Genomic DNA, 23769 nt, shown 5'->3' on the forward strand with positions numbered 1-23769 from the left:
ATGGCGGAAGCCTCAACAGACTGGAGCCGGTCGGTGACCGGAATCGTCATCCGGGAGGGCAGAGTCCTGCTGGCCCGGCACACCTACGGCGGGGGCAAGGGCCTGCTCATCGTCCCCGGCGGGTATCTGGAGCGGGGAGAGTCTCCCCGGGACGCGGTGAAGCGGGAATTTCTGGAGGAGACCGGGGTCCTGGTGGAGCCCGGAAAGCTCCTGGCGGTGCGCTTCGGGGAGAAGGACTGGTATGCGGCGTTTTCGGCGGAGTATGTGTCCGGCGAGGCGGTCTCGGACCACGACGAGAACGATCTAGTGGTCTGGATGGATGTGGACGAGGCCCTCTCCAGGGAGGACGTGCCTGGGCTGACCAAGGCGCTGATCCGCTGCGCTTTGCGAGAAGAGGGCCTTGTGCCCATGGCGTACGACACGCCCTCTGGGGCTGTGTGGCAGGACCTGTACGCGGCTCCGGGCCGGGAAAGGGACAGGATGGAGTATCATTTTATGCGGGGAAGCCCCCAGGACGCCCCTGGGGTAATGGCCCTGATACAGGAGCGCGTGGCCTGGATGGATCGGGCGGGCATTTGCCAATGGAATGTCAACAGCTACCAGGAGGCCTACCCGGAGGAGTACTATCGGGAGAAGGCGGAGGCTGGCCGGCTATACCTGCTGCGGCGGGGGGACGGGACCATTGCCAGCGCGGCGGTGCTTCTGCGGGAGGATGACCGCTGGGAGGACAGCACCACGGCCCAGGCCTTGTATGTGCACAATTTTGTGTCGTCCTTGGCGGACCAGGGCGCAGGAGGTCGGCTGCTGGACCACGCTGCGGACTTGGCAAGGGAACAGGGCCTGGCGGCCCTGCGGCTGGACTGCGCTGTGAACAACGCCCCCCTGAACGAATATTACGAGAAAAAGGGCTTCCGCCTGCGCGGGGGACAGTGCGTGGACGGGCCCTATATAGGCAATAAACGGGAAAAGACGCTGTAAAAAAGAGGAGGATACTATGCCACTGAATCAAGACATAAAAAAAGTACTGGTGATCGGTTCCGGGCCCATTGTGATCGGACAGGCGGCGGAGTTTGACTACGCGGGCACCCAGGCCTGCCGGGCTCTCCGGGAGGACGGCATCGAGATCGTGCTGGTAAACTCCAACCCGGCCACCATCATGACCGACCAGGCCATGGCCGACCGGATCTACATCGAGCCCCTGACCCTGACCACTGTGAAGCGCATCATCGAGAAGGAGAAGCCGGACAGCATCCTCTCCGGCTTCGGCGGCCAGACCGGCCTGACCCTCTCCATGCAGCTGGCCCGGGAGGGTTTTCTGAAAAAGCACAACGTGCGCCTGCTGGGGGCGGGCCCCGAGACCATCGACAAGGCCGAGGACCGGCAGCTCTTCAAGGACGCCATGGAGCGCATCGGCCAGCCCTGCGTGCCCAGCAAGGTGGTCACCACCGTGGAGGGCGCGGAGGACTTCGCCGGGGAGATCGGCTACCCGGTGATCATCCGCCCGGCCTTCACTTTGGGCGGCACCGGCGGCGGCATCGTCAACAACCCCCAGGAGCTGCGGGAGATCACCGCCAACGGCCTGGCCCTGTCCCCCATCACCCAGGTGCTGGTGGAGAAGAGCATCGCCGGGTGGAAGGAGATCGAATTTGAGGTCATGCGGGACGGGGATGGCAACGCCATCACCATCTGCTCCATGGAGAACCTGGACCCTGTGGGCGTGCACACCGGCGACTCCATCGTCATCGCCCCCACGGTCACCCTCTCCGACAAGGAGTATCAGATGCTGCGCACCGCCGCCCTGGACATTGTGAACGAGCTGGGGGTGGAAGGGGGCTGCAACTGCCAGTTCGCCCTGCATCCCACCAGCTTCGAGTACGCCGTCATTGAGGTGAACCCCCGGGTGAGCCGGTCCTCCGCCCTGGCCTCCAAGGCCACGGGCTACCCCATTGCCAAGGTAGCCACGAAAATCGCCATCGGCTACCGGCTGGACGAGATCAAAAACGCCGTCACCGGGGTCACCTACGCCGCCTTCGAGCCCACCATCGACTATGTGGCGGTGAAGTTCCCCAAGTGGCCCTTCGATAAATTCGTATATGCCAAGCGGGATCTGGGCACCCAGATGAAGGCCACCGGTGAGGTGATGAGCATTGCCGACACCTTTGAGATGGCCCTGATGAAGGCCGTGCGGGGGGCGGAGATCGGCCTGGACACCCTGAACCTGCCCAAGTTCGCCGGGGAGAGCGAGGAGACCCTCCTGCACATCGCGGAGCACGCCACCGACGAGCGGATCTTCGCCGTGTACGAGCTCTTGAAGCGGGGCCATTCCGTGGACAGCCTCTATGCGCTGACCATGATCGACCGGTGGTTTCTCTCGAAGCTCCTGGTGCTGCTGGACTACGAGCGGGAGCTGGCAAAAGGCGTCCTGACCCAGGAGCTCTACACCGAGGGCAAGCGGCTGGGCTATCCGGACCGGATCATCGCCCGGCTCTCCGGCTGCGAGGTGAAATTCCCCCGGAAAACCACCTTCAAGATGGTGGACACCTGCGCCGGGGAGTTCGCCGCCCATACCCCCTACTTCTACGCCACCTATGACACCGAGGAGAGCGGCGGGGAGGACGAGGCCCTGGAGTTCATCAAGGACAAGGGGGATAAGAAAACCATCATTGTGCTGGGCTCCGGGCCCATCCGCATCGGTCAAGGCATCGAGTTCGACTATGCCAGCGTCCACTGCGTCATGTCTTTGCAGCAGCTGGGCTATCAAGTGGTGATCATCAACAACAACCCGGAGACCGTGTCCACAGACTTCGACACCGGCGACCGGCTCTACTTCGAGCCCCTCTCCCCGGAGGACGTGATGGATATTATCGCCATCGAGAAGCCCATTGGAGTGGTGGTTGCCTTCGGCGGGCAGACGGCCATCAAGCTCACCAAGACCCTGGCGGAGAACAAGATCCCCATCCTGGGCTCCTCGGCGGACACCATCGACATGGCGGAGGACCGGGAGCGCTTCGACGAGCTTCTGGAGCGGGCGGGCATCAAGCGGCCCAAGGGCTCCACGGTGATGACGGCGGCGGAGGCCCTGGAGGCGGCGGAAAAGCTGGGATATCCCGTGCTCATGCGGCCTTCTTATGTGCTGGGCGGCCAGAACATGATCATCGCCACCTGCGCGGAGGACATTGAGGAGTATATGGAGATCATCCTCTCCACCAAGCAGGACAACCCGGTGCTCATCGACAAATACCTCTCCGGCATGGAGATCGAGGTGGACGCCATCTGCGACGGGGAGGACATCCTGATCCCCGGCATCATGGAGCATGTGGAGCGCACGGGCATCCACTCCGGGGACAGCATCGCCGTGTACCCCGCCTCCGACATTGACGACGGTATGAGCCAGAAGATCGTCTCCACCACGGAGACCCTCTGCCGGGAGCTCCACGGCATCGGGCTCATCAACCTCCAATATATTATCATGGACCGGGAGATCTACGTGATCGAGGTGAACCCCCGGGCCAGCCGCACCGTGCCCTATATCAGCAAGGTCACCGGCGTGCCTATGTGCGATCTGGCCACCAAGTGCAGCCTGGGCTACAAGCTCCGAGACCTGGGCTATGGCACCGGGCTCTACAAACCCTCCCCCTATGTGGCGGTGAAGGTGCCGGTGTTCTCCTTTGAGAAGCTGGCGGACGTGGACACCCACCTGGGCCCGGAGATGAAGTCCACCGGCGAGGTGCTGGGCATCGGCAACTGCCTGGAGGAGGCCCTTTACAAGGGGCTCATCGCCAGCGGCCACCAGATGAAGAAGGGCGGCGGGGTATTCATCACCGTGCGGGACCAGGACAAGCCGGAGATCGCGGAGATCGCCAAGAAATTCGAGCGCCTGGGCTTTAAGCTCTTCGCCACCGGCGGCACGGCCCTGCTGCTGTTCAAAGCCGGGCTGAACGTGACGGTGGTGGACAAGATCCACGAGAACTCCGGCCACAACACCATCACCCTCCTGGAGAGCGGGCAGGTGAACTACGTGATCTCCACCTCGGCCAAGGGCCGCAACCCCGCCCGGGACAGCGTGAAGATCCGCCGCAAGGCCAGCCTCCTGGGCATTCCCTGCCTGACGGCCATCGACACGGCCAACGCCCTGGCCGATTCCCTCATGAGCCGCTACACCCCGGAGAACACGGAGATTGTAGATATCAACGACCTGAAGGCGGAGAAGCAGAAGATCCGCTTCACCAAGATGTCCGCCTGCTCCAACGACTATATCTACGTGAACTGCTTCGACCCCCAGAACCGGGTGGCCTCGCCGGAATCTCTGGCGGTGAGCCTCTCCGACCGGCACAACGGCGTGGGCAGCGACGGGGTGATCCTCATCGAGCCTTCGGAGGTTGCCGACGCCCGGATGACCATGTTCAACCGGGACGGCAGCGAGGGCATGATGTGCGGAAACGGTATCCGCTGTGTGGCAAAGTACCTCTATGATAACGGCATCGCCAAGGGAACCCTGGCCGGCGTGGGCCGCAGCGTGCTCCACATCGACACCAGAAGCGGCGTGAAGGAGTGCACGGTGATCACCAAGAACGGCCTGTGCCATCAGGTGGCGGTGAATATGGGCAAGGCGGAGCTTCAGCCGGAAAAGGTGCCGGTGAAGCTCTCCGGAGGCCCGGTGGTAGGCCGCCGGGTGGAGATTGCCGGGGAGCGGTACGAGATTACCTGCTGCTCCATGGGCAACCCCCACGTGACGGTGTTCGTGCCCTCTGTGGACAAGGCGGACGTGGAGAAGCTGGGGCCGGTGTTCGAGCACGACCCCCTGTTCCCGGAGCTGGTGAATGTGGGCTTTGTGGAGGTGATCGACAGCCACACCCTGAAGGCCAGGATTTGGGAGCGGGGCAGCGGCGAGACCATGGCCTGCGGCACCGGGACCTGCGCGGCGGCTGTGGCGGCGGTGCTCAACGGCTACTGCGAGAAGGGCCGGGATATCCGGGTGATCCTCAAGGGCGGCGAGCTGAAGATCAATTATACCGACGAGCGGGTGCTGATGACCGGCGAGGCCGTGAAGGTCTACGACGGCGTGGTGGAGGTCTAAGACCAAGACCTTGGGGACGCTGGTCTCGCCTGGTCTCGTCTGCCGACTCGGTCGGGTCAGAACGATTGCCACCGGCAATCTTCCCCGGCTCGGTCGGCGCTTGACGGTCCCCACCGGGGATCAGCGCCCCCAAACCCCTGCCACCTTTGAGAAAGGTAAGACTTCGTAGAACGAAGTCTACGAAACATTTTACCCACTCCTCGCTTTGCTCGTCGTGAACGTCTTGCGGAACAACATTGACCGGTCCAGCTGGTCAAAACTTGGCAAAGCCAAGTTTACAGCTGGCGGGGAGTTTGAGGGGTGAGCGTCCGCCGGGGGCGGACACTCCGTGAACCGACCGAGCCGGCAGGCGAGACTCGCGCAGCCCTCAAGGTCTTATCCCTTGACCTTAACACCTGAGAAGCGCATTTTTTGAAGGTGAATTGACACGAAGCGTCAAGAGGGGACTTTTTTGAAAGAGAAAAAAGTCCCCTAGTCCTGGAGAAAGCCAATATCGTGTGGTTTTTTGCGACTATACTGGTAGAACCATTTCATTCTTAGAAAAGGAGCGAGAAACCATGAAAAAGACCACAGAAACCGGAAAAACGGTAAAAAACAACAGACTGGGATGCTTCCTGCTGGCGCTTTGGCTGACGCTGGGCCTTGCGGCCTGCGGGCCCGACGATTTCCAGCCGGAGGCGGCGGGCCCTGGGAACGGGGCGTCCTCCGAGGACGGGAGCGGGGCCGCCAGCGAGCCGGAATCCTCCCCGGAGAGCCAGTCCGCCAGCCACGAAGCCCCCGGCGAGAGTGAGGATTCCTCTTGGTACGGGGACAACTACCTGCTGGAGTCTAGCCCGGCCTACTCCGACGAGAACGGGCTGGCCCAGGATCTGGCCGTGTCCACGGACCTGGACTGGGTTTGGTACGCCAACCCGGAAGCTCTGGGGCGGCTGGCCCCTGGCGCGGAGCGGGCGGACGCCATGTGCCGGAAAGGCGTGCTGGAGTTCGCGTTCTCCGGTCAGGAGGACTTGGGAGAGCTGGCGGAGAAATACGGCCTGAGCCGGGAGGAGCTGGAGATCGGAACCATGAAGTCCTGGCCCTGGGATAGCTGGGAGACCCTGGTCCGGGAGTACACCCTATATGTCGGCGCCTTGGAGCTGGAAGAGCCGCCTGCTATGGACATCTACTGGATGCCGGACGCCTGGGACCTGCGGCGGGGAGAAGAGGGCGAGCTCTCGGGGGCAGGCTGGGGCCCTTATGGGGAGGATGCCCAGGGGGGAAGCCAAGCCCCCACACCTACTCCGGAGCCTACTCCGGAATGGGAGCCCGCCGGGGAGTACCAGCCCCCGGAGTTCCAGCCGGTGGAGGAGCATCCGGGCTTTGAGATGGCCGTGACGGAGCCGGGCCCGGGGGAGCTTCCCCTTCAGGTGCGGCTGCGGTGGCGGCGGGAGGGGCGCTGGTGCTTCGCCCAGATTCCCGGGCACAGCCTGGAGGCCTTCTGGAGCTGCCACGAGGACCTGCTGGAAAAGCGGGACCTGGCCCCCCTGCGGGAGGAGCGGCAGAAAGAGCGGCAGGAGGTCGGAGGCGTGAAAAGCGAACCAGAAAAACCATAGGAGCGCGATATGAAATTACTATTTAAGCAGAGATTTTTTTCCTGGCTGGACAGCTACGACATCTACTATGAGGACGGCAGCACGGCCTACACCGTGAAGGGCCAGCTCAGCTGGGGGCACTGCCTGAAGATCTTCGACCCCTACGGCCGGGAGGTGGGCACGGTGAAGGAGCGGGTGCTCACCTGGATGCCCAAGTTTGAGCTGTACCTGGGGAGCCAGTACATCGGCTGCATCAGCAAGGAGTTCACCTTTTTCAAGCCCCGGTACAACATCGAGTGCAACGGCTGGCAGGTGGAGGGGAACTGGATGGAGTGGGACTATCAGGTGTTGGGGCCCCAGGGGGACCTGATCGCCACAGTCTCCAAGGAAATCTGGAACTGGATGGATACCTATGTGATCGACACGGCCTTTCCGGATGACGCCATCTATGTTCTGATGCTGGTGCTGGCTATCGACGCGGAGAAATGCTCAAGAGATTGAAACGCGGGGCGTTTCAACTCTCCAAGTTTTTGCTCGCGGTTTGCAAAACCGCGATGCGATTTCATAAATGAAATACCGCAAAAACTTTTGTCCCGGCGAAAGAGGCGGGAAGCTGGGCGAAATGAGTGGGCTGGATGCCAAACCTCCAGGACACTACCTAAAGGATAAGTTTTGTAGAGTCATACGGAGTGGCCGCAGCCGCCACAGACTGGCGGCTGCGGCAAGGTCGTGGGGTTTCGGTCTCACCTGCCGGTTCGGTCGGTGCTTGACGGTCCCCACAGGGGACCAGCACCCCCACACGACGACCAGCTTAAGACCAGCTGGACCGGTCACTGTTGTTAATTGTAGCATTTCAAGCTAACCAGGGTAAAAGTTTCGTCCACCTTTTCAAAGGTGGTGGGGGACGGGGGGCGAAGCCCCCAGCCGCCGGAGGCCATACAACACTCAAAAAAAGATTACAGCAGAAGGGAAGGAAAGCCATGTTTATTGTGCTGCTGATCGTCTTTGTGATCTACGGGATCGTCTCTCTGGCTGCCCCGGAGGCCATCTGGGAGCTGGAGGAGCGGATGCGCTACAAGGACTCGGACCGGGAGCCCTCCACCGCCGCTCTGGTGATGATCCGGCTGTCGGGGGTGTTGATGACCGGCGTGGCCATATTCGGCATATTCCAGAGCTGCTCCTCTGGGGGCATGTAACGGAAGAACGGAGAAAATCAGGAGGATTGTGAATGAGCGGACATACACTGCGGTTTACGAAAATGCACGGCTGCGGCAACGACTACGTCTATTTCGACTGCTTTCATCAGGAGATCGGGGACCCGGAGGCCCTCTCCATACGCCTTTCCGACCGGCACAAGGGGGTGGGCGGCGACGGGATCATTCTGGTCTGCCCCTCGGATGTGGCGGACGGAAAGATGCGCATATTCAACGCCGACGGCAGCGAGGCGATGATGTGCGGCAACGGCATACGGTGCGTGGCGAAGTTCCTGTATGACACCGGGCTCTGCCGCAAGAAGCATCTGGAAATAGACACGTTGAGCGGCGTGAAATATTGTGATATTATTGAGCAAGACGGCGAGGCCGGGGCGGTGACGGTGGATATGGGCCAAGCGGAGCTGGAGCCGGGGAAGATCCCGGTGAACCTGCCGGGAGAGAGCGTCATCGGCCGGCGGGTCTCTGTGGCTGGGGGCGAGTACGCTGTCACCTGCGTGTCCATGGGCAATCCCCACTGCGTGGTGTTCGGCGGCGATCCCATGGAGCTGGACCTGGAGGAGCTGGGCCCGAAATTTGAGAACGACCCCCTGTTCCCGGACCGGGTGAACACGGAGTTTATCCAGGTGCTGGACAGCCATACCCTCTCCATGCGGGTGTGGGAGCGGGGCAGCGGCGAGACCATGGCCTGCGGCACCGGGGCCTGCGCGGCGGCGGTGGCGGCCTGCCTGAACGGCTTCTGCTGGGTCGGGGAGGACATCACCGTGAAGCTGCGGGGCGGGGACCTTGTGATCAACTACACGCCGGAGCGGGTGACCATGACCGGCGAGGCGGTGCGGGTGTTCGACGGCGCGGTGGAGGCGTAGACTCTCGCCAGCCCGCCCGCGTTTGCGCTTCGCGCAAACGGCCGGACCAGTGCCGGGGGGCGAGGCCCCCGGTACTGGCAGCGGCGATTCGTCCCCGAGGGGGACGAATCCGGGCGGGTGGGCCACGGCGCCGTACCCATAGCAGCATACCGGCAGGACAAAAATTTTGAGGGAGATAAAAAATGGCAAAGTATATTTTCGTCACAGGCGGAGTGGTCTCCGGCCTGGGCAAGGGCATCACGGCGGCGTCTTTGGGGCGGCTGCTGAAATCCAGGGGGCTGAAGGTGGCGGCCCAGAAGCTGGACCCCTACATCAATGTGGACCCGGGCACCATGAGCCCCTACCAGCACGGGGAGGTCTACGTCACGGAGGACGGCCTGGAGACGGACCTGGACCTGGGCCATTACGAGCGGTTCATCGACGAGGACCTGAACAAGTTCTCCAACCTGACCACCGGCAAGGTCTACTGGAACGTGCTGAACAAGGAGCGCCGGGGGGAGTATCTGGGGGAGACCATCCAGGTGATTCCCCACATCACCACAGAGATCAAGAGTTTTATCTACAGCGTGGGAAGCAAAAGCAACGCGGACATTGTCATCACGGAGATCGGTGGCACGGCGGGCGATATTGAGAGCCAGCCATTCCTGGAGGCCATCCGCCAGGTGAGCCAGGAGGTGGGGCCGGGGAACTCCCTGTTTATCCATGTGACCCTGGTGCCCTATCTCAAGAGCTCCGGCGAACACAAATCCAAGCCCACCCAGCACTCGGTGAAAGAGCTGCAGAGCATGGGCATCAAGCCGGACATTATTGTTCTGCGCACGGATGTGCCTATCGACGACCCTAGTATCTTCCAGAAAATCGCCCTGTTCTGTAATGTGCGCCCAGACTGCGTCATTGAAAACCTGACCATTCCCGTACTTTACGAGGCGCCCATCATGCTGGAAAAGAGCAGGTTCTCGGACATCGTCTGCCGGGAGCTGGCTCTCAGCACTCCTGAGCCGGATATGACCGAATGGCTGGAGATGGTGGACAAGATCAGGAGCCGAAAGAAAATGGTGCGTATTGCCCTGGTGGGCAAATATGTGAAGCTCCATGACGCTTACCTCTCTGTGATGGAGGCCTTGCGCCATGCCGGGTATGACCACGGCGCCAAGGTTGAGATCGACTGGGTGGATTCTGAAAATCTGGACGAGGAGAACATCCAGACCCGCCTGGGGGACTGCCACGGCATCATCATTCCCGGGGGCTTCGGCAGCCGGGGCATCGAGGGCATGGTGCTGGCGGCCCGGTTCGCCAGAGAGCGGGATATCCCCTATCTGGGCATCTGCCTGGGAATGCAGGTGGCGGTGATTGAGTTCTGCCGGAACGTCTGCGGCATCGGGGACGCCAATTCCGGCGAGTTTGACGAGTACGGCCTGCACAAGGTCATTGACTTTATGCCCGACCAGAACAAGGACATCAACAAGGGGGGCACCCTGCGCCTGGGCAGCTATCCCTGCCAGATCGTCCCCGGCACCAGAATGGCGGAGTGCTACGGCCAGGAGCTGATCCAGGAGCGCCACCGGCACCGGTATGAGTTCAACAACGACTATCGAGAGACGGTGGAAGAGCATGGCATGAAGATCAGCGGGACCTCTCCGGACGGGCGCATTGTGGAGACAGTGGAGCTGCCAGAGAGGCGGTTCTTCGTGGCGGGACAGTTCCACCCGGAGTTCAAGTCCCGGCCCAACCGGGCCCATCCCCTCTTCAAGGGCTTTGTGGGCGCGGCGGTGCAGTACGCCGAGGAGAAGAACGGCTGAGAACCGGGAATGGCACGTTTTGGCCTCCGGTGGCCGGGGGCTCTGCCCCCCCCCCCCGTTCCCCGCAACCTTTGAAAAGGTTGACGAAACTTTTACCCACTCCTCGCTTTGCTCGTCGTGAACGTCTTACGGAACAACACCGACCGGTCCAGCCAGTCTTAAGCTGGCGCGGGTGTGGGGTGAGCGTTCTGCCGGATACTTGGCAAAGCCAAGTATTGCAGACAACGCCGCGAACCGACCGAATCGGCAGGTGAGACAGGCCCCTGGCCAGCTGAGAGCGCCCGCACCCAGCTTGGCAGAGTTTTACGAAGCAAAACGGAAAGATAGACCGAGCGGCGCGAGCGTCTATCTTTTTGACACCACCGCGAAACCCAGCCTGCTCATTTCGCCTCACTTGGCGCGGTGTGCCGAAGGCCTTCCATTACTATAATATTTTCTCGCAAGAACCGACTGAAAGGATGATACCAATGAAACTCAACGGCAATTTCCAGAATCTGGAGCAGAGCTATCTCTTCGTCACCATCGCGAAGAAGGTGAACGAGTACACCGCCGCCCACCCGGAGAACAACCTGATCCGCATGGGCATCGGCGACGTGACCCTGCCCCTGGCCCCCGTGGTCATCCAGGCCATGCACAAAGCCACAGACGAGATGGCAAAAAAGGAGACCTTCCGGGGCTACTCCCCGGACAGTTCCGGCTACCCCTTCCTGCGGGAGGCCATCGCCGGGTACTACCAGAGCCTGGGGGTAAGCGTGGAGCCCGGGGAGGTCTTTGTGGGAGACGGCGCCAAGAGCGACGTGGGCAACATTGTGGACATCTTCGACAATGCCAACACCATTCTGGTGCCGGATCCGGTGTACCCGGTGTATGTGGATACCAATGTGATGGCCGGGCGGAAGATCGCCTACGCGGACGCCAACATGGAAAACGGCTTCCTGCCTATGCCAGAGGCCGGCCAGTCTGCAGACATCGTCTATATCTGCTCCCCCAACAACCCCACTGGCGCGGTGTATAACCGGGACCAGTTGCAGGCCTGGGTGGACTACGCCCTGGAGCGGGAGGCGGTCATCCTGTTCGACGCGGCCTACGAGAGCTTCGTGTCCCCCGGCCTGCCCAGAAGCATTTTCGAGATTCCCGGTGCGGAGCGCTGCGCCATCGAGTTCTGCTCCCTCTCCAAGACGGCGGGCTTTACCGGGATGCGCTGCGGCTACACGGTGATCAAGAAGGAGCTGGCCTTTGAGGGCGTGTCCGTGGCCAAGCTGTGGGAGCGCCGCCAGGGCAGCAAGTTCAACGGCGTGAACTACGTGACCCAGCGGGCGGCGGAGGCCGTGTTCAGCCCGGAGGGCATCCGCCAGACCCAGGAGGCCGTGGCCTACTACAAGGGCAACGCCCAGGTGATGGTGCAGGCCATGCGGGACATGGGGCTGTGGTTCACCGGCGGGGAGAACTCCCCCTATGTGTGGTTCCAGTGCCCGGAGGGCAAAAGCGGCTGGGAGTACTTCGACTACCTCTTGAACGAGAAGGAGATCGTGGGCACCCCCGGCGAGGGCTTCGGCAAAAACGGCGGGGGCTGCATGCGGCTCTCCGCCTTCGGGGACACGGAGAAGACCAAGGAGGCTATGGAGCGGATCAAGAGGGGGTAAACGCATGGAGACATGGCGGAAAATGTATCAGGCCGCAAAGGCCGTGCAGAATGACAGAAGGATATCGGACTATGTGGAGGCGGGGGGAGTTGCCGCCGCGATCCTGTCGGCCTCCGGGAAGATTTACACCGGGGTGTGCATTGATACCTGCGCCAGCCTGGGCATCTGCGCCGAGCGAAACGCCATCTTCCATATGATTACCAATGGCGAGCAGGAGATCAGGCGGATTCTGGCTATCATGCCGGACGGCAGGGTGGGGGCCCCCTGCGGCGCGTGCCGAGAGCTGATGGCCCAGCTCATGCCGGACAGCTACGGGGACATCCAGGTGCTCATGGACTGGGAGGGCCAGCGGTCCGTCACCCTGGCTGAGCTGACCCCCGAGTGGTGGATCTGATATGCTCTGCATCTACAACGCCTTTGGCTATGAATGGGACTGGCAGGACCGCTACCGGCTCATCAAAGAGGCGGGCTTTGAGGGCGTGATGCTCTGGTGGAGCGACGGCTTTGGCCGGGGCCCCGGATACCGCCAGGATGTGGACCGGGCCCGGAAGGCCGGGCTGATGGTGGAAAATCTCCACGCGCCGGTGCGGGGGCAGGACGACCTCTCCCTGGACAATCAGGCGGGGGAGGCCCTGCTGGAATGCCATCTGGGCTGCGTCAGGGACTGCGCCCAGTATCAGGTCCCGGTGGTGGTGGTCCATCTGCCCAAGGACCGGTTCCCCCTCAGCGGCCTTGGCATGGACCGGCTCAAGGGAATCGTAGAGCTGGCGGAGCGGCTGGGGGTACGGGTCGCCTTTGAAAATATCTTCAACACGAGGAATCTGGCCCGGGCCCTCAGAGAGATTCCCAGCGAGCGGGCAGGGTTCTGCTATGACAGCTGCCACCACGCCAACGACCCGGAGGCCCCCGACCTCCTGGAACAATACGGGAACCGGCTGATGGCCCTGCACCTCCACGACAACGGCGGGGAGAGGGGCCAGCACCAGCTGCCCTTTGACGGCCGGATTGACTGGCCGGGGGTGATGGGGAAGATCGCCGCCGCGGGCTATTCCGGCCCCACCTCCCTGGAGCCCATGAACTGGGGGTACGAGAGCCTGGGCCTGGAGGAATTTCTCCGCCGGGCCTGTGAGAAAGGGAAAGAACTGGAAACGCTGAGATTTGGAAAGTAGCAGGTGAAAGCTATGACAGTGGGCAAGTACATCCTCTCTATCGACCAGGGCACCACCAGCTCCCGGGCGGTGCTCTTCGACGCCCTGGGGGGCGTGGCCGGCATGGGGCAGAAGGAGTTCCGGCAGATCTATCCCCAGCCGGGCTATGTGGAGCACGACGCGGTGCAGATCCTCCAGACTACCCTCTACGCCATGCGCCAGGCGGTGCAGAGCGCCGGGGTGACCGCCGGGGACATCGCGGCCATCAGCATCACAAACCAGCGGGAGACCACCGTGGCCTGGGACGCGGACACGGGCATCCCCATCTGCAACGCCATTGTGTGGCAGTGCCGTCGCACGGCCCCCCAGTGCGAGGAGCTGGCCGCCCTGGGCATGGGGGACTACATAAAAGAGACTACCGGGCTGCTCATCGACCCCTATTTCTCCGGCACCAAGATGAAGTGGATTTTGGACCACGTGCCCGCCGCCCGGGAGCTGGCGAAAAAAGGCCGCCTGCGCCTGGGCACCATCGACTGCTGGCTCTGCTATTCCCTCACCGAGGGCCGGGCCTTTGTGACGGACGTGTCCAACGCCTCCCGGACCATGCTCATGGACCTGCGCATCCAGCGTTGGGACCCCACGCTGCTCAAGGAGCTGGGGATTCCCGAGAGCGCCCTGCCGGAGATCGTGGAGAGCGGACAGGTGGTGGGCATGTGCGGCGGGGATGTGCTGGGCCGGGAGATCCCCATCGCGGCCATGGCCGGGGACCAGCACGCGGCGCTGTTCGGCCAGTGCTGCTTTGAAAAAGGCATGGCGAAGAACACCTACGGCACCGGCTGCTTCGTGCTGATGAACACCGGGGACCAGCCCGTGCGCTCCCAGAAGCTGCTGGCCACCGTGGCCTGGAAGCTGAACGGCAAAACCGTGTACGCCCTGGAGGGCAGCGCCTTCAACGCGGGCTCGGCCATCCAGTGGCTGCGGGACGAGCTGGAGATCATCAAAACGCCCCAGGAGGCGGACGCCCTGGCCGAGACGGTGGAGGATACCGGCGGGGTGAGCTTTGTCCCGGCCTTTACGGGCCTGGGGGCCCCCTACTGGGACATGTACGCCAGGGGGGCGCTGCTGGGGATCACCCGGGGGACCCGGCGGGCCCATCTCTGCCGGGCGGTGCTGGAGAGCATCGCCCTGGAGAGCTACGATCTGGTAAAGGCCATGGAGGCGGAGGCTCAGGCGGCCATGGTGGAGCTCCGGGTGGACGGCGGGGCCTCCCGCAGCCGGTTCCTGATGCAGTATCAGGCGGACGTGCTGGACCGCACGGTGCGCCGCCCGGCCTGCCTGGAGACCACCGCTCTGGGCTCGGCCATGATGGCGGGGCTCACCGTGGGCCTGTGGCGGGACCAGAAGGAGCTCTCGGCCCTGTGGCGGGAGGATCAGGCCTTCGGGCCCGGCTACTCCCCAGAGCGCCGGGAGCGGGACATCGCCCGGTGGCACAGGGCGGTGGAGAAGAGCATGGGCTGGGAAAGCCCCCAGACCTGACGCAAAAGAGAGACGGCTTCCCGGCCGCCTCTCTTTCCTGTTGGGCTGGTGAGGGGCCCGTGTCCCAAAACAAATCAACCCAAAGGAGGAAGAGACCGTGCGCATTGTGTTCTGCGACGACGACCCGGTGGTCCTGGTCCAGTTGGAGGAATACCTGCGGGAGTATTTTTCCCGGAATGGACTGAACCAGCCGGAATACGCCGCCTATACCAGCGGGGAGGAGCTGCTGGCCCGGGAGGAACGGCTGGAGATCGCCTTTCTGGATGTGGAGATGCCGGGCATGAGCGGCATCCAGCTGGGGGCCCGCCTCCAGGAGCAGAACCCCTATGCAAAGATCTTCATCGTCACCTCCTATGTGGACTACCTGGACGAGGCCATGAAGTTCCATGTGTTCCGGTATCTCTCCAAGCCCCTGGACAAGGACCGCTTGTTCCGAAACCTGAAGGATGCCCTGTACCAGCTCAGCGTGGATACAAAACCGGTTCTCATTGAGGCTGCGGGAGAGTCCGTCACCCGGCACGCCGACGAGATCGTCATGGTGGAGGCCATGGGGCGCAGAGTCACGATTCGGGTGGTGGACCGGATTTATGAATGCGCCCAGCCCATGCGGTATTGGGAGAAATTGTTGGAGATTGGCAGCTTTTATCAGACCCACCGCAGTTTCATCATCAATATGAAATATGTGCGGTCTTTTTCTCCCACGATGATCACCCTTCTGGCCCCGGACGGCAGGGAGTACCCGGCCTATCTGGCCCGGCGGCGGTATCAGAGCTTCAAAAATGCCTATATTCTGTATGTGGAGGCGATGCGGTAATGAAAGAAACCATCTCCCTGTTTCTGGGGTTTCTGCTTCTGGCCCTGGGCGGTAAGAGCCTCTATCGGTTTTACCGGAAAATCTGCGGGAGCCTGGCCAAAGCCGGGGGCGTCTCTCAAGATCCCGGCCCGGCGGCGCTGACCCTTACCGGATTTTCCCTGACTACTCTGTTTATCCTCCTGATTATGGCATATACGGCGTTCATTGTGGAGCAGCCCGTCAGCGTGGGGTCCATTCTGCTGGGCGGGGTGTTGATCCTGTTTTTTGACAACCTTCTGATCTTTGGGGGCTATCAGTATAACCTGTATCGGAATAGCGAGAACCTCTCCCACCAGCTGATCCGCCAGAAGCGCCGGGCCGAGGCCGGTTACTATAGCGCCCTGGAGGAGCAGTACGGCCGGCAGCGGGTGCTGATCCACGACATCCGCAAGCACCTGGAGGCCATCCGGGATCTGGCGGACCACGGCGCGGCGGAGGAGATTGCCCAATATGTGCGGGAGCTGGAGGCCTCTCCCGCTCTGCAAAACAAGGTGCGCATCTGCGGAAACCGGACCCTGGACGTGGTGCTGTGCCGGTATCGGGAGGTCTGCGAGAAGAAGGGGATCGGCTTTTCAGCGGATGTGCGGGACCAGTCTGTGGATTTCCTTCGGCCCAGCGACATGACCGCCCTATTCGGGAATCTGCTGGAAAACGCCGTGGAAGCGGCGGAGGGGGGAGAGAGGCCCTATCTGGAGCTGCTGGTGGACACCCGGCCGGGGGGCGCGGCGGTGATCTCCCTGGTGAACTCCTGCGCCGTCCCGCCCCAGGGGGACAGCCACCGGGGGTTCCAGTCCCGCAAGGCGGACCGGGAGCAGCACGGCCTGGGCTTGAAGAGTGTGGCGGACACGGTGCGGCGGTACGGCGGCGTTCTGCGCCAGTATTACGACCCGGAGACCAAGCTCTTCCATACAGTGGTGATGCTGAAATAGACATTGGCACATGACGCCAAGAATGGAGAAATGAGATAGCGGAGTTTCGTCATGTATCATGACTTTTCGCCCCAGCCGTGAAACGGCTGTCTTTTGCTTCGCAAAAGTGCAACGAAAACTCTGCTGGGCTGGGTGCGAAGCGCTCTTAGCTGACCGGTCCAGCAGGCGAGACAGCTCCAAGGTCTTATACCAAAACCGCGCGATTTTTGACCGTTCATGCAAAACCGGTTGTGCTTTTCTCTCTGGCTTGCTATACTTTTTTTGCGGCCCCCGGCAGAACCCGTTCCCAAAAGGCCGGGAAACCCCCGCCGGATTTGGATACAATCAAATCAAATTCAGGTAAAGGAGAGAATGCGCATGAAAAAGCTCACAGTCATCATCCCCGCCTACAACAACCCAGAGGAGCTGCGGATGACGGTGGATTCCATCCTGGGCTCGGACTTCCCCATAGAGGAGCTGGAAATCCTCCTCTGTGACGATGGCTCCAGCCCCAGCCTGCAAGGGGTGGCGGAGGAGTACGCCGGGCGGGCGGACGTCCGGCACTTCTGGCAGGAGGATCAGGGCTTCCGCCCTGGCACGGCCCGGAACATGGGCATCCGGGCGGCGCAGGGAGAGCTCTGCCTGTTCCTGGACAGCGGGGTAATTGTCACCAGCGGGTGCTTGAGGGAGCACTGGCGTCTCTACCGGGAGCACGGGCCCAAGATGGTGGCCATCGGCTATGTATATGGCAACGATTTGCACTCTGACCTGGAGGAGATGCGGGGGATCATCCGGAGCCACAGCCCGGACCAGGCCGCCGCCGTCATGGAGGCGAGGGGGATGCTGGAGGGCCGGGAGAGAGACTACGCCCAGTGCGGTGACGTGCTCTGGCGCTGGCAGGCCCCCTGGATCGAGCTGTGGAGCCTCCATTTCTCCGCGCCCACGGCCTTCATGCGGGAAAACGGCGTGTACTTCGACGAATTCTTCCGCACCTGGGGCTGCGAGGACAACGATTTCGGCATCCAGCTCCACAGCCGCGGGGGAAAATTCGTGCTGGGGCGGGATGCCAGGGCCATCCACTACCCGGCTAGGGTCCGCAGCTATGACCGCCTCCAAAACGACCCGGAGTTCCGGGCGGGCTGGCTGAAAAACAAGGAGTATCTCCGGAAGAAATATCCGGACCATCCTCTGGTGCAGATGTGGCTTACAGAGGGGGGCGGGGCCGTGAAAAAGCTGCCCCTGCTGGAGGAGGCGGCGGAATGAACGGGAGCGCCTTGATCCGGTTTTACGTGGACAACCGGAAGCACCTGCCCGGCATTGTGACCATTGTGGGCATCTCTTTGGTCTCCGGCGTGCTGAAGATGCTGGCGGCGGCTTTCTGGGGCCGGGCGGTGGACTATGGCGTGGCGGGGCTTCTGGGGGACATGCTCTTTGCCGCCGGGATGATGGCCCTGTTTGTCCTGCTGGACGGGGCCCGCACGGCCCTGCACTATCACATTATCGGCCGCATCACCGAGGACATGTTCCTGGAGGTGCGGGCGAAGGCCTTTGAAAAGATCACCCACGGGGACGTGGCCGTGCTGGAGGAGCGCTTCCGCACCGGGGACGTGGCCGCCCGGCTGAACAGCGACATCAACCTGCTCAGCACCTTTTCCGCTGGCCATATGAGCAATTTCTCCCGGATCGCCTTCGCCGGACTCTTCGGGCTGGTGGCCTGCGTGTTCATGTCCTGGCAGCTGTCCCTGGCTTATCTGGTGATCCTGCCCCTCTCTCTGGGGCTGGTGAACCGGGTGAGCAGGCCCCTGCAGGCCCAGCAGAAGGAGTCCATGGACAGCGCGGGCTCCGCCATGAGCCTTGTGTCAGACCTGATCTCCGGCGCGCTGACGGTGAAGGCCTTCGGGGCGGAGAAGGACTTCCAGGAGAACTTCAGCCGGATGGCGGAGAAGATGTACCGGCTGCAGGTGGACTCGGAGAAAATCTCCATGAAGATGACGGGCATCAAGTACGTGGCCAACGTGGTCCAGACCATGAGCCTGTTCCTCATCGGGTCCTGGCTGGTGTCCTCCGGCCTTCTCACCGTGGGCGCGTTCATCGCCTTTGTCACCCTGAGCGGCTATATCACGGACTTCCTCACCCAGTCCGACTACATGCTGAGCACGGTGCGCCGGACCGCCGCCAGCGCCCAGCGCTATTACGAGGTGCTGGACATCCCGGACGAGGAGCCGGGCCTGACGGACCGCCCGGCGGCGGACGACCCCTGCGAGGCCCGGGGCCTGGACTTCTCCTATGGGATGGGAGGGCGGCGGGCCCTCACGGGCCTGGGGCTGCGGATCCCCGCCGGGAGAAAGGTAGCCATCGTGGGCCCCAGCGGCTGCGGGAAGTCCACCCTGATCAAGCTGATCTGCCGGTTTTACCTGCCGGAGCGGGGCAGCCTGCGGCTGTTCGGCGTGGAGGCCGGGGACTGGGACCCGGAGGCCCTGCGCCGGCGCATGGCTATTGTGACCCAGGAGTCCTGCCTGTTCGACGGCAGCATCTACGAGAACGTGGCCTACGGCAGGCCGGGCCTCAGCCGGGAGGACTGCGAGAAGGCCCTCAGGGAGGTGGAGCTCTGGGAGCTGGTACGTTCCTACCCGGAGGGGATGGACCACCCCATCGGCGAGGGGGGCCGGAACCTCTCCGGCGGGCAGAAGCAGCGGCTCTGCATCGCCCGGGCCCTGGTGAAGGAGGCGCCCCTGGTGCTTTTGGACGAGGCTACCTCCGCCCTGGACCTCCAGACCGAGCGGGAGGTGCAGGCCTCCCTGGACAAGCTGCTGGAGGGGCGTTCGGCGGTGATCGTGGCCCACCGGCTGTCCACCGTCCAGGGGGCGGACTACATCTACTATATGGACGGCGGCAGGGTGCTGGAAGAGGGCTCTCCCAGGGAGCTGCTGGCCAGGAAGGGGCGGTATTACCAGATGTGCAGAATGCAGGGACTGGCGGAAGGGGGAGACCGGGCATGAGAAAGACCTCTGGAATCAGACTGTACCTGAAGAGCTTCGCCTTTCTGGGGTCCGCGCGGAAAAGATACCTGCTGGGGGTGCTACTGGGCTCCTGCGAACTGGCGCTACTCTTCGCCATGCCCTACGTGAACCAGGCCCTCATCGACATTGTCACCGGGGAGCGCCAGGGGAACATCCTCCTCACGCTGCTGCTGATGCTGGGGATCTTCCTGTTGCTGGTGCCGCCGGTGATCGCGGGAAAATACCTTCAGACCACTGCGGCGGAGTACGGCAGCAGCCGGCTCTATCAGCTGATGTTCCGCCACATAGCCCGGATGCCCTATAGCGTCCTCACCAAATACAGAACCGGGGACTACATTACCCGCCTGCGGGACGACGCCAACCGGACCACCGGAGCCTTCAGCTCCTTTTCCATGATGAACCTGATCCGCTTCGCCGTGGTGTTCTCCACGACACTGGTCTGGCTTCTCGTGAAGGACTGGCGCATCGCCCTGGCGGGGGTCCTGTATGGCGGGATTAATCTGGCCCTGTCCCTGTGGCTGAACCCCAGGGCCAAAGCGGCGGAGAGCCGGGCCAAGCAGAAGATCGCGGATTCGGCATCCTTTCTGGTGGAGGCCCTGCGGGGGATCCCCGTGGTGCGGGTGTTCGTCCTCCATCAGGTGCTGGCGGAGCGGTACGGGGAGATCTGCCGGGTGATCCGGGAGAAGCGCATGGGATACCAGAACCTCATTGGCATTACCTACGGCGTGGTGGACTTCTTCGCCCAGTCCGCCCAGGCGGTGGGGTTCATCATCGGCATTCTGCTGGCACGGGACGGCCTGACCCTGGGCTCCGCCGTGTTCAACGCTACCCTCATGGGCATGATGGCGGATTCCGTCTACCGGCTGAGCACCTTCCTGCTGCTGACCCAGCCGGATCTGGTAGCCATGGAGCGGGTGCACGAGCTGCTTAGCGAGCCCCTGGAGGACCTGGAGCGGGGGGACGGGGAAATCGCCATTCAAGGAGACGCGGCGGTGGAGTTCCGCTCTGTGAGCTTTTCCTATGACGGCGTTTCCAACGTGATCGAAAACCTGAACCTGACCCTCCATCGGGGGGAGCGGCTGGCTATTGTGGGCGGCTCCGGCGGGGGAAAGTCCACCCTCATCAAGCTGATGGAGGGCTTTTACCGGCCCACCAGCGGGGAGATCCGGTATTTCGGCCGGCCGGGGGAGGCGCTCTCTCTGGAGGGCATCCGGGGGCTCTTCGCCTATGTGCCCCAGGAGTGTACCCTGTTTGACGGCACCATCGAGGAGAACATCCGCCTGGGGAACAGCCGGGCCACCCGGCGGGAGCTGGAGAGGGCGGCGGAGCGGGCGGACATCCACGGGTTCATCCAGGGCCTGCCGGAGGGCTACCAGACCCAGGTGGGGGAGAGGGGAGGCCAGCTCTCTGGCGGGCAGAGGCAGCGCGTGGCTATTGCCAGGGGAATTCTCAAGGGCGCGCCGGTGCTGCTTTTGGACGAGGCCACCGCCTCTCTGGACTCCGCCGCCGAGAGGGAGGTGCAGAGCTGCCTGGACCGGATTTCCCAGGAAATGACCACCGTCACCGTAGCCCACAGGCTGAGCACCATCCAGAACGCCCACCGGATTCTGGTGATGGAAGAGGGCCGGGTGGTGGAGGAGGGAACCTTCTCCCAGCTGCTGGACCGGGGCGGGCGCTTTTGGGAGCTCTATGAGAGCCAGCAGCGGGAAGAGAGAGCCGGCGCTATGGGGCTTTGAGTGGGCCTCCGGCGGGGAGGGATTCCACCCCGCCAAACTATTTGAAAAAAGTTTGGATCAAAAACTTTTACCCTGGTTGGCTGTTTCGCACTCAGCTAACCAGGGTAAAGTTTTCGTCGTCTCAGCTTCCGGTTCGGTCGGCGCTTGACGGTCTCCATCGGAAACCAGCGTCCTTTTCAAAAAGTGGTAGGGTGTGGGGGTGAGCGTCTGCCAGTGGCAGACAAGCTGCGAACCGACCGAGCCAGCAGGCGAGACCCAAAGCCCCACACCCTTGCCGGAGACTGCGGTCTGTGCCGCCGAAGGCCCCCTACTACTCCCCAAAAATCACTGCTCCAGATGACTATAGGAGAGGACTTCACCCGCTTTATGAGTTTGTAATATTTCGTTTTCCATACATAAAGTATTCACTCTTGTTGAGTGGACTGACATAGACTTTTGTAGTACTCATATGGAAACTCATTTTGATATGCATGATAGAGAAATGTCTTTTTGACATCTTTATCAGAACATATTTGAAAGCGGGACTTTTCATTGGAGTTCTTTTTTGAAATAACAAATTCCAACGCAATCCCATCAGATGGAATCAGAACTCTCAAATCGAAAGAACGACGCAGAGGTACTTTTTGTAAAGATGTAACAATCTTGTCAATTTCCTCTCTGTTTGTTATTGAGACTGACTTTCCGGTATTCCCATCAAAAAGATGTATTTTTTCTATATCTGCTGCATTTCCAGAATACACACTTACAGGCCAAAGCCAGATTAGAATAAGAGCAAGTAATATGAAAGCGACCACAATCAGTTTATGAGCACACACCCAATCAATAACACGTTCTCTCATTTTGGCCTCCTAAATGCACCATCACATTTTCTCATGCTGTTAACTATTTGAAAGTACAGCATACTATCTGTCTTTTTTCAAGAAAATAGCTGAAAAAGCATTGAAGATTGTTATCCACAAAAGTCTATTTTTTAGTGAGTTATTTTACCCATATCTTATATCCTACCATATCTGTAAAATAATTCATTTTGACAAATTTCCCATAATCATGCCATCCATTCATTACAAAAAGATACGGGGTTCCTGTTGTGCTTTTAGCATATCCAAAATTGAACACGGAATGTCCTTGCTGAGCAAACAGGTTTTCTCTATATCTTAAGCTCAGATGGATAGGGCAGTTACCCTTTAACGCTGTTTCATATTCTGAAAAAGCAGCACCGTTTGGAATCTCCTTATAGTCCCAACTATAAAAGGGCCCAGCAGGAGTATAAGAATTTCTGATATCCACTCTTTATATTTTCCCTAGTTGTACCAGATGATGTACTGGTATTCATACACGTGGATATCCATTCGAATATTCGATTTTGTGTGTCGCTATCATAGGTAAATCCACTGACATACCAATGATCCAAAACACTTCTTTTACCTCGTTTTTTCCCCCAATACCAAAGTATATTGGCAGCAGCTGTAGGGGCACAAACCCCTCCATCGCTAAAAGAACTCATCAGCCGATAGTCCGTTCCCTCACCAAAGTTTGATATTTTGAAAACAGAAGAGTTAGAGATTTTCGCTTCACTCCAGCTTATAATGCCGGGTCCAATCAAATCTTCATCCTGGCTACCGTAGGGAACAAGCTCTTCTTCACTTTGTAGAACTTCCTCAACTTTCTCTTTAGAAACCGTTTCACGGTTCTCAATAAAGAAATAGTCGTTTCCGTTACTAACAGCAAGATTACCCGAACCAATATATAACATTTTCTTATTATCAAGATCAGAAAAGGACAAACTTGCGGACGAGATTTCATCGTTTTCAACAGTTAAACATTGCGGTTCAACAAAAAAACTCATCGGCATCTTTATATAGTTCTTCCTCAACAGCGCTGATTGGCCCGTTGCCATCAAATGAAAATTCAACGATGGGATCAGTTCCGTCAATCAAACTCAACATAACATACCCGGCACTGATACCATTAGCTTCAAATGTCATATAGCATCCGGTCAGATTGTCGTCATAGTCAAAAAGAGGCGAGACAGCTCTTACGGCAATATCCTTTTCTGGCTGTGAATCTCGCATAAAGCTATACCCATGATCCGTCATTTGTGCAATACTGGTGTTGATCATTTCGAGCCTAGCAAGCTTTTCGCTCTCGGCCTGAGCTGTTAGACCAAAGCTCTCTATTGTCAAGATTGACAGAACGAGCAGAGTCGCCATCATTCTCATTGCCAGCATTATTTGGATAGTTTGAACGGTCCAGCTCACAAGGGTAAAGTTTTCGTCGTCTCACCTTCCGGCTCGGTCGGCGCTTAACGGTCTCCATCGGAAACCAGCGTCCTTTTCAAAAAGTGGTAGGGTGTGGGGGTGAGCGTCTGCCAGTGGCAGACAAGCTGCGAACCGACCGAGCC

20 protein-coding genes are annotated in these 23769 nt (G+C 60.8%); 16 read left to right on the top strand and 4 right to left on the bottom strand.

Annotation, left to right across the window (positions count from 1 at the left end; translation table 11 throughout):
* From D7X94_RS18280 to D7X94_RS01285, 16 genes are all read left to right on the top strand, one after another.
* Positions 1-978 carry a GNAT family N-acetyltransferase gene (locus D7X94_RS18280; RefSeq protein WP_158590841.1) on the top strand — a complete coding sequence of 326 codons (978 nt, stop codon included), beginning with the start codon at positions 1-3 and terminating at the stop codon, positions 976-978.
* A gap of 16 nt (positions 979-994) precedes the next feature.
* The gene (gene carB, locus D7X94_RS01215) at positions 995-5077 is read left to right on the top strand and encodes a carbamoyl-phosphate synthase large subunit (protein WP_120425857.1); all 4083 of its coding nucleotides are present in this window, start codon (positions 995-997) and stop codon (positions 5075-5077) included.
* Between the two features lie 557 nt (positions 5078-5634).
* The gene (locus D7X94_RS01220; protein WP_120425858.1) at positions 5635-6669 is read left to right on the top strand and encodes a hypothetical protein; all 1035 of its coding nucleotides are present in this window, start codon (positions 5635-5637) and stop codon (positions 6667-6669) included.
* Positions 6670-6678: 9 nt separating this feature from the next.
* Positions 6679-7149: an LURP-one-related/scramblase family protein gene (locus D7X94_RS01225; protein ID WP_120425859.1), complete on the top strand. Its 471-nt coding sequence runs from the start codon at positions 6679-6681 to the stop codon at positions 7147-7149.
* Positions 7150-7628: 479 nt separating this feature from the next.
* Positions 7629-7844 carry a DUF6199 family natural product biosynthesis protein gene (locus tag D7X94_RS01230; RefSeq protein WP_120425860.1) on the top strand — a complete coding sequence of 72 codons (216 nt, stop codon included), beginning with the start codon at positions 7629-7631 and terminating at the stop codon, positions 7842-7844.
* A gap of 32 nt (positions 7845-7876) precedes the next feature.
* A complete protein-coding gene (dapF, locus tag D7X94_RS01235) occupies positions 7877-8725 on the top strand; it encodes a diaminopimelate epimerase (RefSeq protein WP_120425861.1) in 849 nt (282 codons plus the stop codon).
* 182 nt (positions 8726-8907) lie between these two features.
* Positions 8908-10524, top strand: a complete 1617-nt coding sequence (locus D7X94_RS01240; RefSeq protein ID WP_120425862.1) for a CTP synthase — start codon at positions 8908-8910, stop codon at positions 10522-10524.
* A 467-nt stretch (positions 10525-10991) separates the two neighbouring features.
* Complete coding sequence (locus tag D7X94_RS01245) at positions 10992-12167, top strand: LL-diaminopimelate aminotransferase (RefSeq protein WP_120425863.1); 1176 nt, start codon at positions 10992-10994, stop codon at positions 12165-12167.
* Positions 12168-12171: 4 nt separating this feature from the next.
* Positions 12172-12561 (top strand): cytidine deaminase family protein, encoded by a 390-nt coding sequence (locus D7X94_RS01250; protein WP_120425864.1) that lies wholly within the window; start codon positions 12172-12174, stop codon positions 12559-12561.
* Position 12562: 1 nt separating this feature from the next.
* Complete coding sequence (locus D7X94_RS01255; protein WP_120425865.1) at positions 12563-13336, top strand: sugar phosphate isomerase/epimerase family protein; 774 nt, start codon at positions 12563-12565, stop codon at positions 13334-13336.
* Positions 13337-13348: 12 nt separating this feature from the next.
* Complete coding sequence (glpK, locus tag D7X94_RS01260) at positions 13349-14851, top strand: glycerol kinase GlpK (RefSeq protein ID WP_120425866.1); 1503 nt, start codon at positions 13349-13351, stop codon at positions 14849-14851.
* Positions 14852-14948: 97 nt separating this feature from the next.
* Complete coding sequence (locus D7X94_RS01265; protein ID WP_120425867.1) at positions 14949-15665, top strand: LytR/AlgR family response regulator transcription factor; 717 nt, start codon at positions 14949-14951, stop codon at positions 15663-15665.
* Positions 15665-16633: a sensor histidine kinase gene (locus D7X94_RS01270; RefSeq protein WP_120425868.1), complete on the top strand. Its 969-nt coding sequence runs from the start codon at positions 15665-15667 to the stop codon at positions 16631-16633. Before D7X94_RS01265 ends, D7X94_RS01270 begins: the two co-directional genes overlap by 1 nt.
* A gap of 357 nt (positions 16634-16990) precedes the next feature.
* Positions 16991-17875 carry a glycosyltransferase family 2 protein gene (locus tag D7X94_RS01275; protein ID WP_158590842.1) on the top strand — a complete coding sequence of 295 codons (885 nt, stop codon included), beginning with the start codon at positions 16991-16993 and terminating at the stop codon, positions 17873-17875.
* Positions 17872-19611 (top strand): ABC transporter ATP-binding protein, encoded by a 1740-nt coding sequence (locus D7X94_RS01280; protein WP_120425870.1) that lies wholly within the window; start codon positions 17872-17874, stop codon positions 19609-19611. The genes D7X94_RS01275 and D7X94_RS01280 overlap by 4 nt, the downstream gene beginning before the upstream one ends.
* Positions 19608-21368, top strand: a complete 1761-nt coding sequence (locus D7X94_RS01285; protein WP_120425871.1) for an ABC transporter ATP-binding protein — start codon at positions 19608-19610, stop codon at positions 21366-21368. Before D7X94_RS01280 ends, D7X94_RS01285 begins: the two co-directional genes overlap by 4 nt.
* A gap of 404 nt (positions 21369-21772) precedes the next feature.
* On the opposite strand, the gene D7X94_RS01290 is transcribed toward D7X94_RS01285, so the two are convergent.
* The 4 genes from D7X94_RS01290 to D7X94_RS01300 form a co-directional block, all read right to left on the bottom strand.
* Positions 21773-22207, bottom strand: a complete 435-nt coding sequence (locus tag D7X94_RS01290; RefSeq protein ID WP_120425872.1) for a hypothetical protein — start codon at positions 22205-22207, stop codon at positions 21773-21775.
* 139 nt (positions 22208-22346) lie between these two features.
* Positions 22347-22655 (bottom strand): hypothetical protein, encoded by a 309-nt coding sequence (locus D7X94_RS18090; protein WP_147401637.1) that lies wholly within the window; start codon positions 22653-22655, stop codon positions 22347-22349.
* On the bottom strand, positions 22612-23220 hold the full coding sequence (locus D7X94_RS01295) for a hypothetical protein (RefSeq protein WP_120425873.1): 609 nt from the start codon (positions 23218-23220) through the stop codon (positions 22612-22614). The genes D7X94_RS18090 and D7X94_RS01295 overlap by 44 nt, the downstream gene beginning before the upstream one ends.
* Complete coding sequence (locus tag D7X94_RS01300) at positions 23198-23626, bottom strand: hypothetical protein (RefSeq protein WP_120425874.1); 429 nt, start codon at positions 23624-23626, stop codon at positions 23198-23200. The genes D7X94_RS01295 and D7X94_RS01300 overlap by 23 nt, the downstream gene beginning before the upstream one ends.
* Positions 23627-23769: the final 143 nt, after the last annotated feature.

The organism is Acutalibacter sp. 1XD8-33, assembly GCF_003612555.1.
Taxonomy (GTDB): Bacteria; Bacillota; Clostridia; order Oscillospirales; family Acutalibacteraceae; genus Acutalibacter.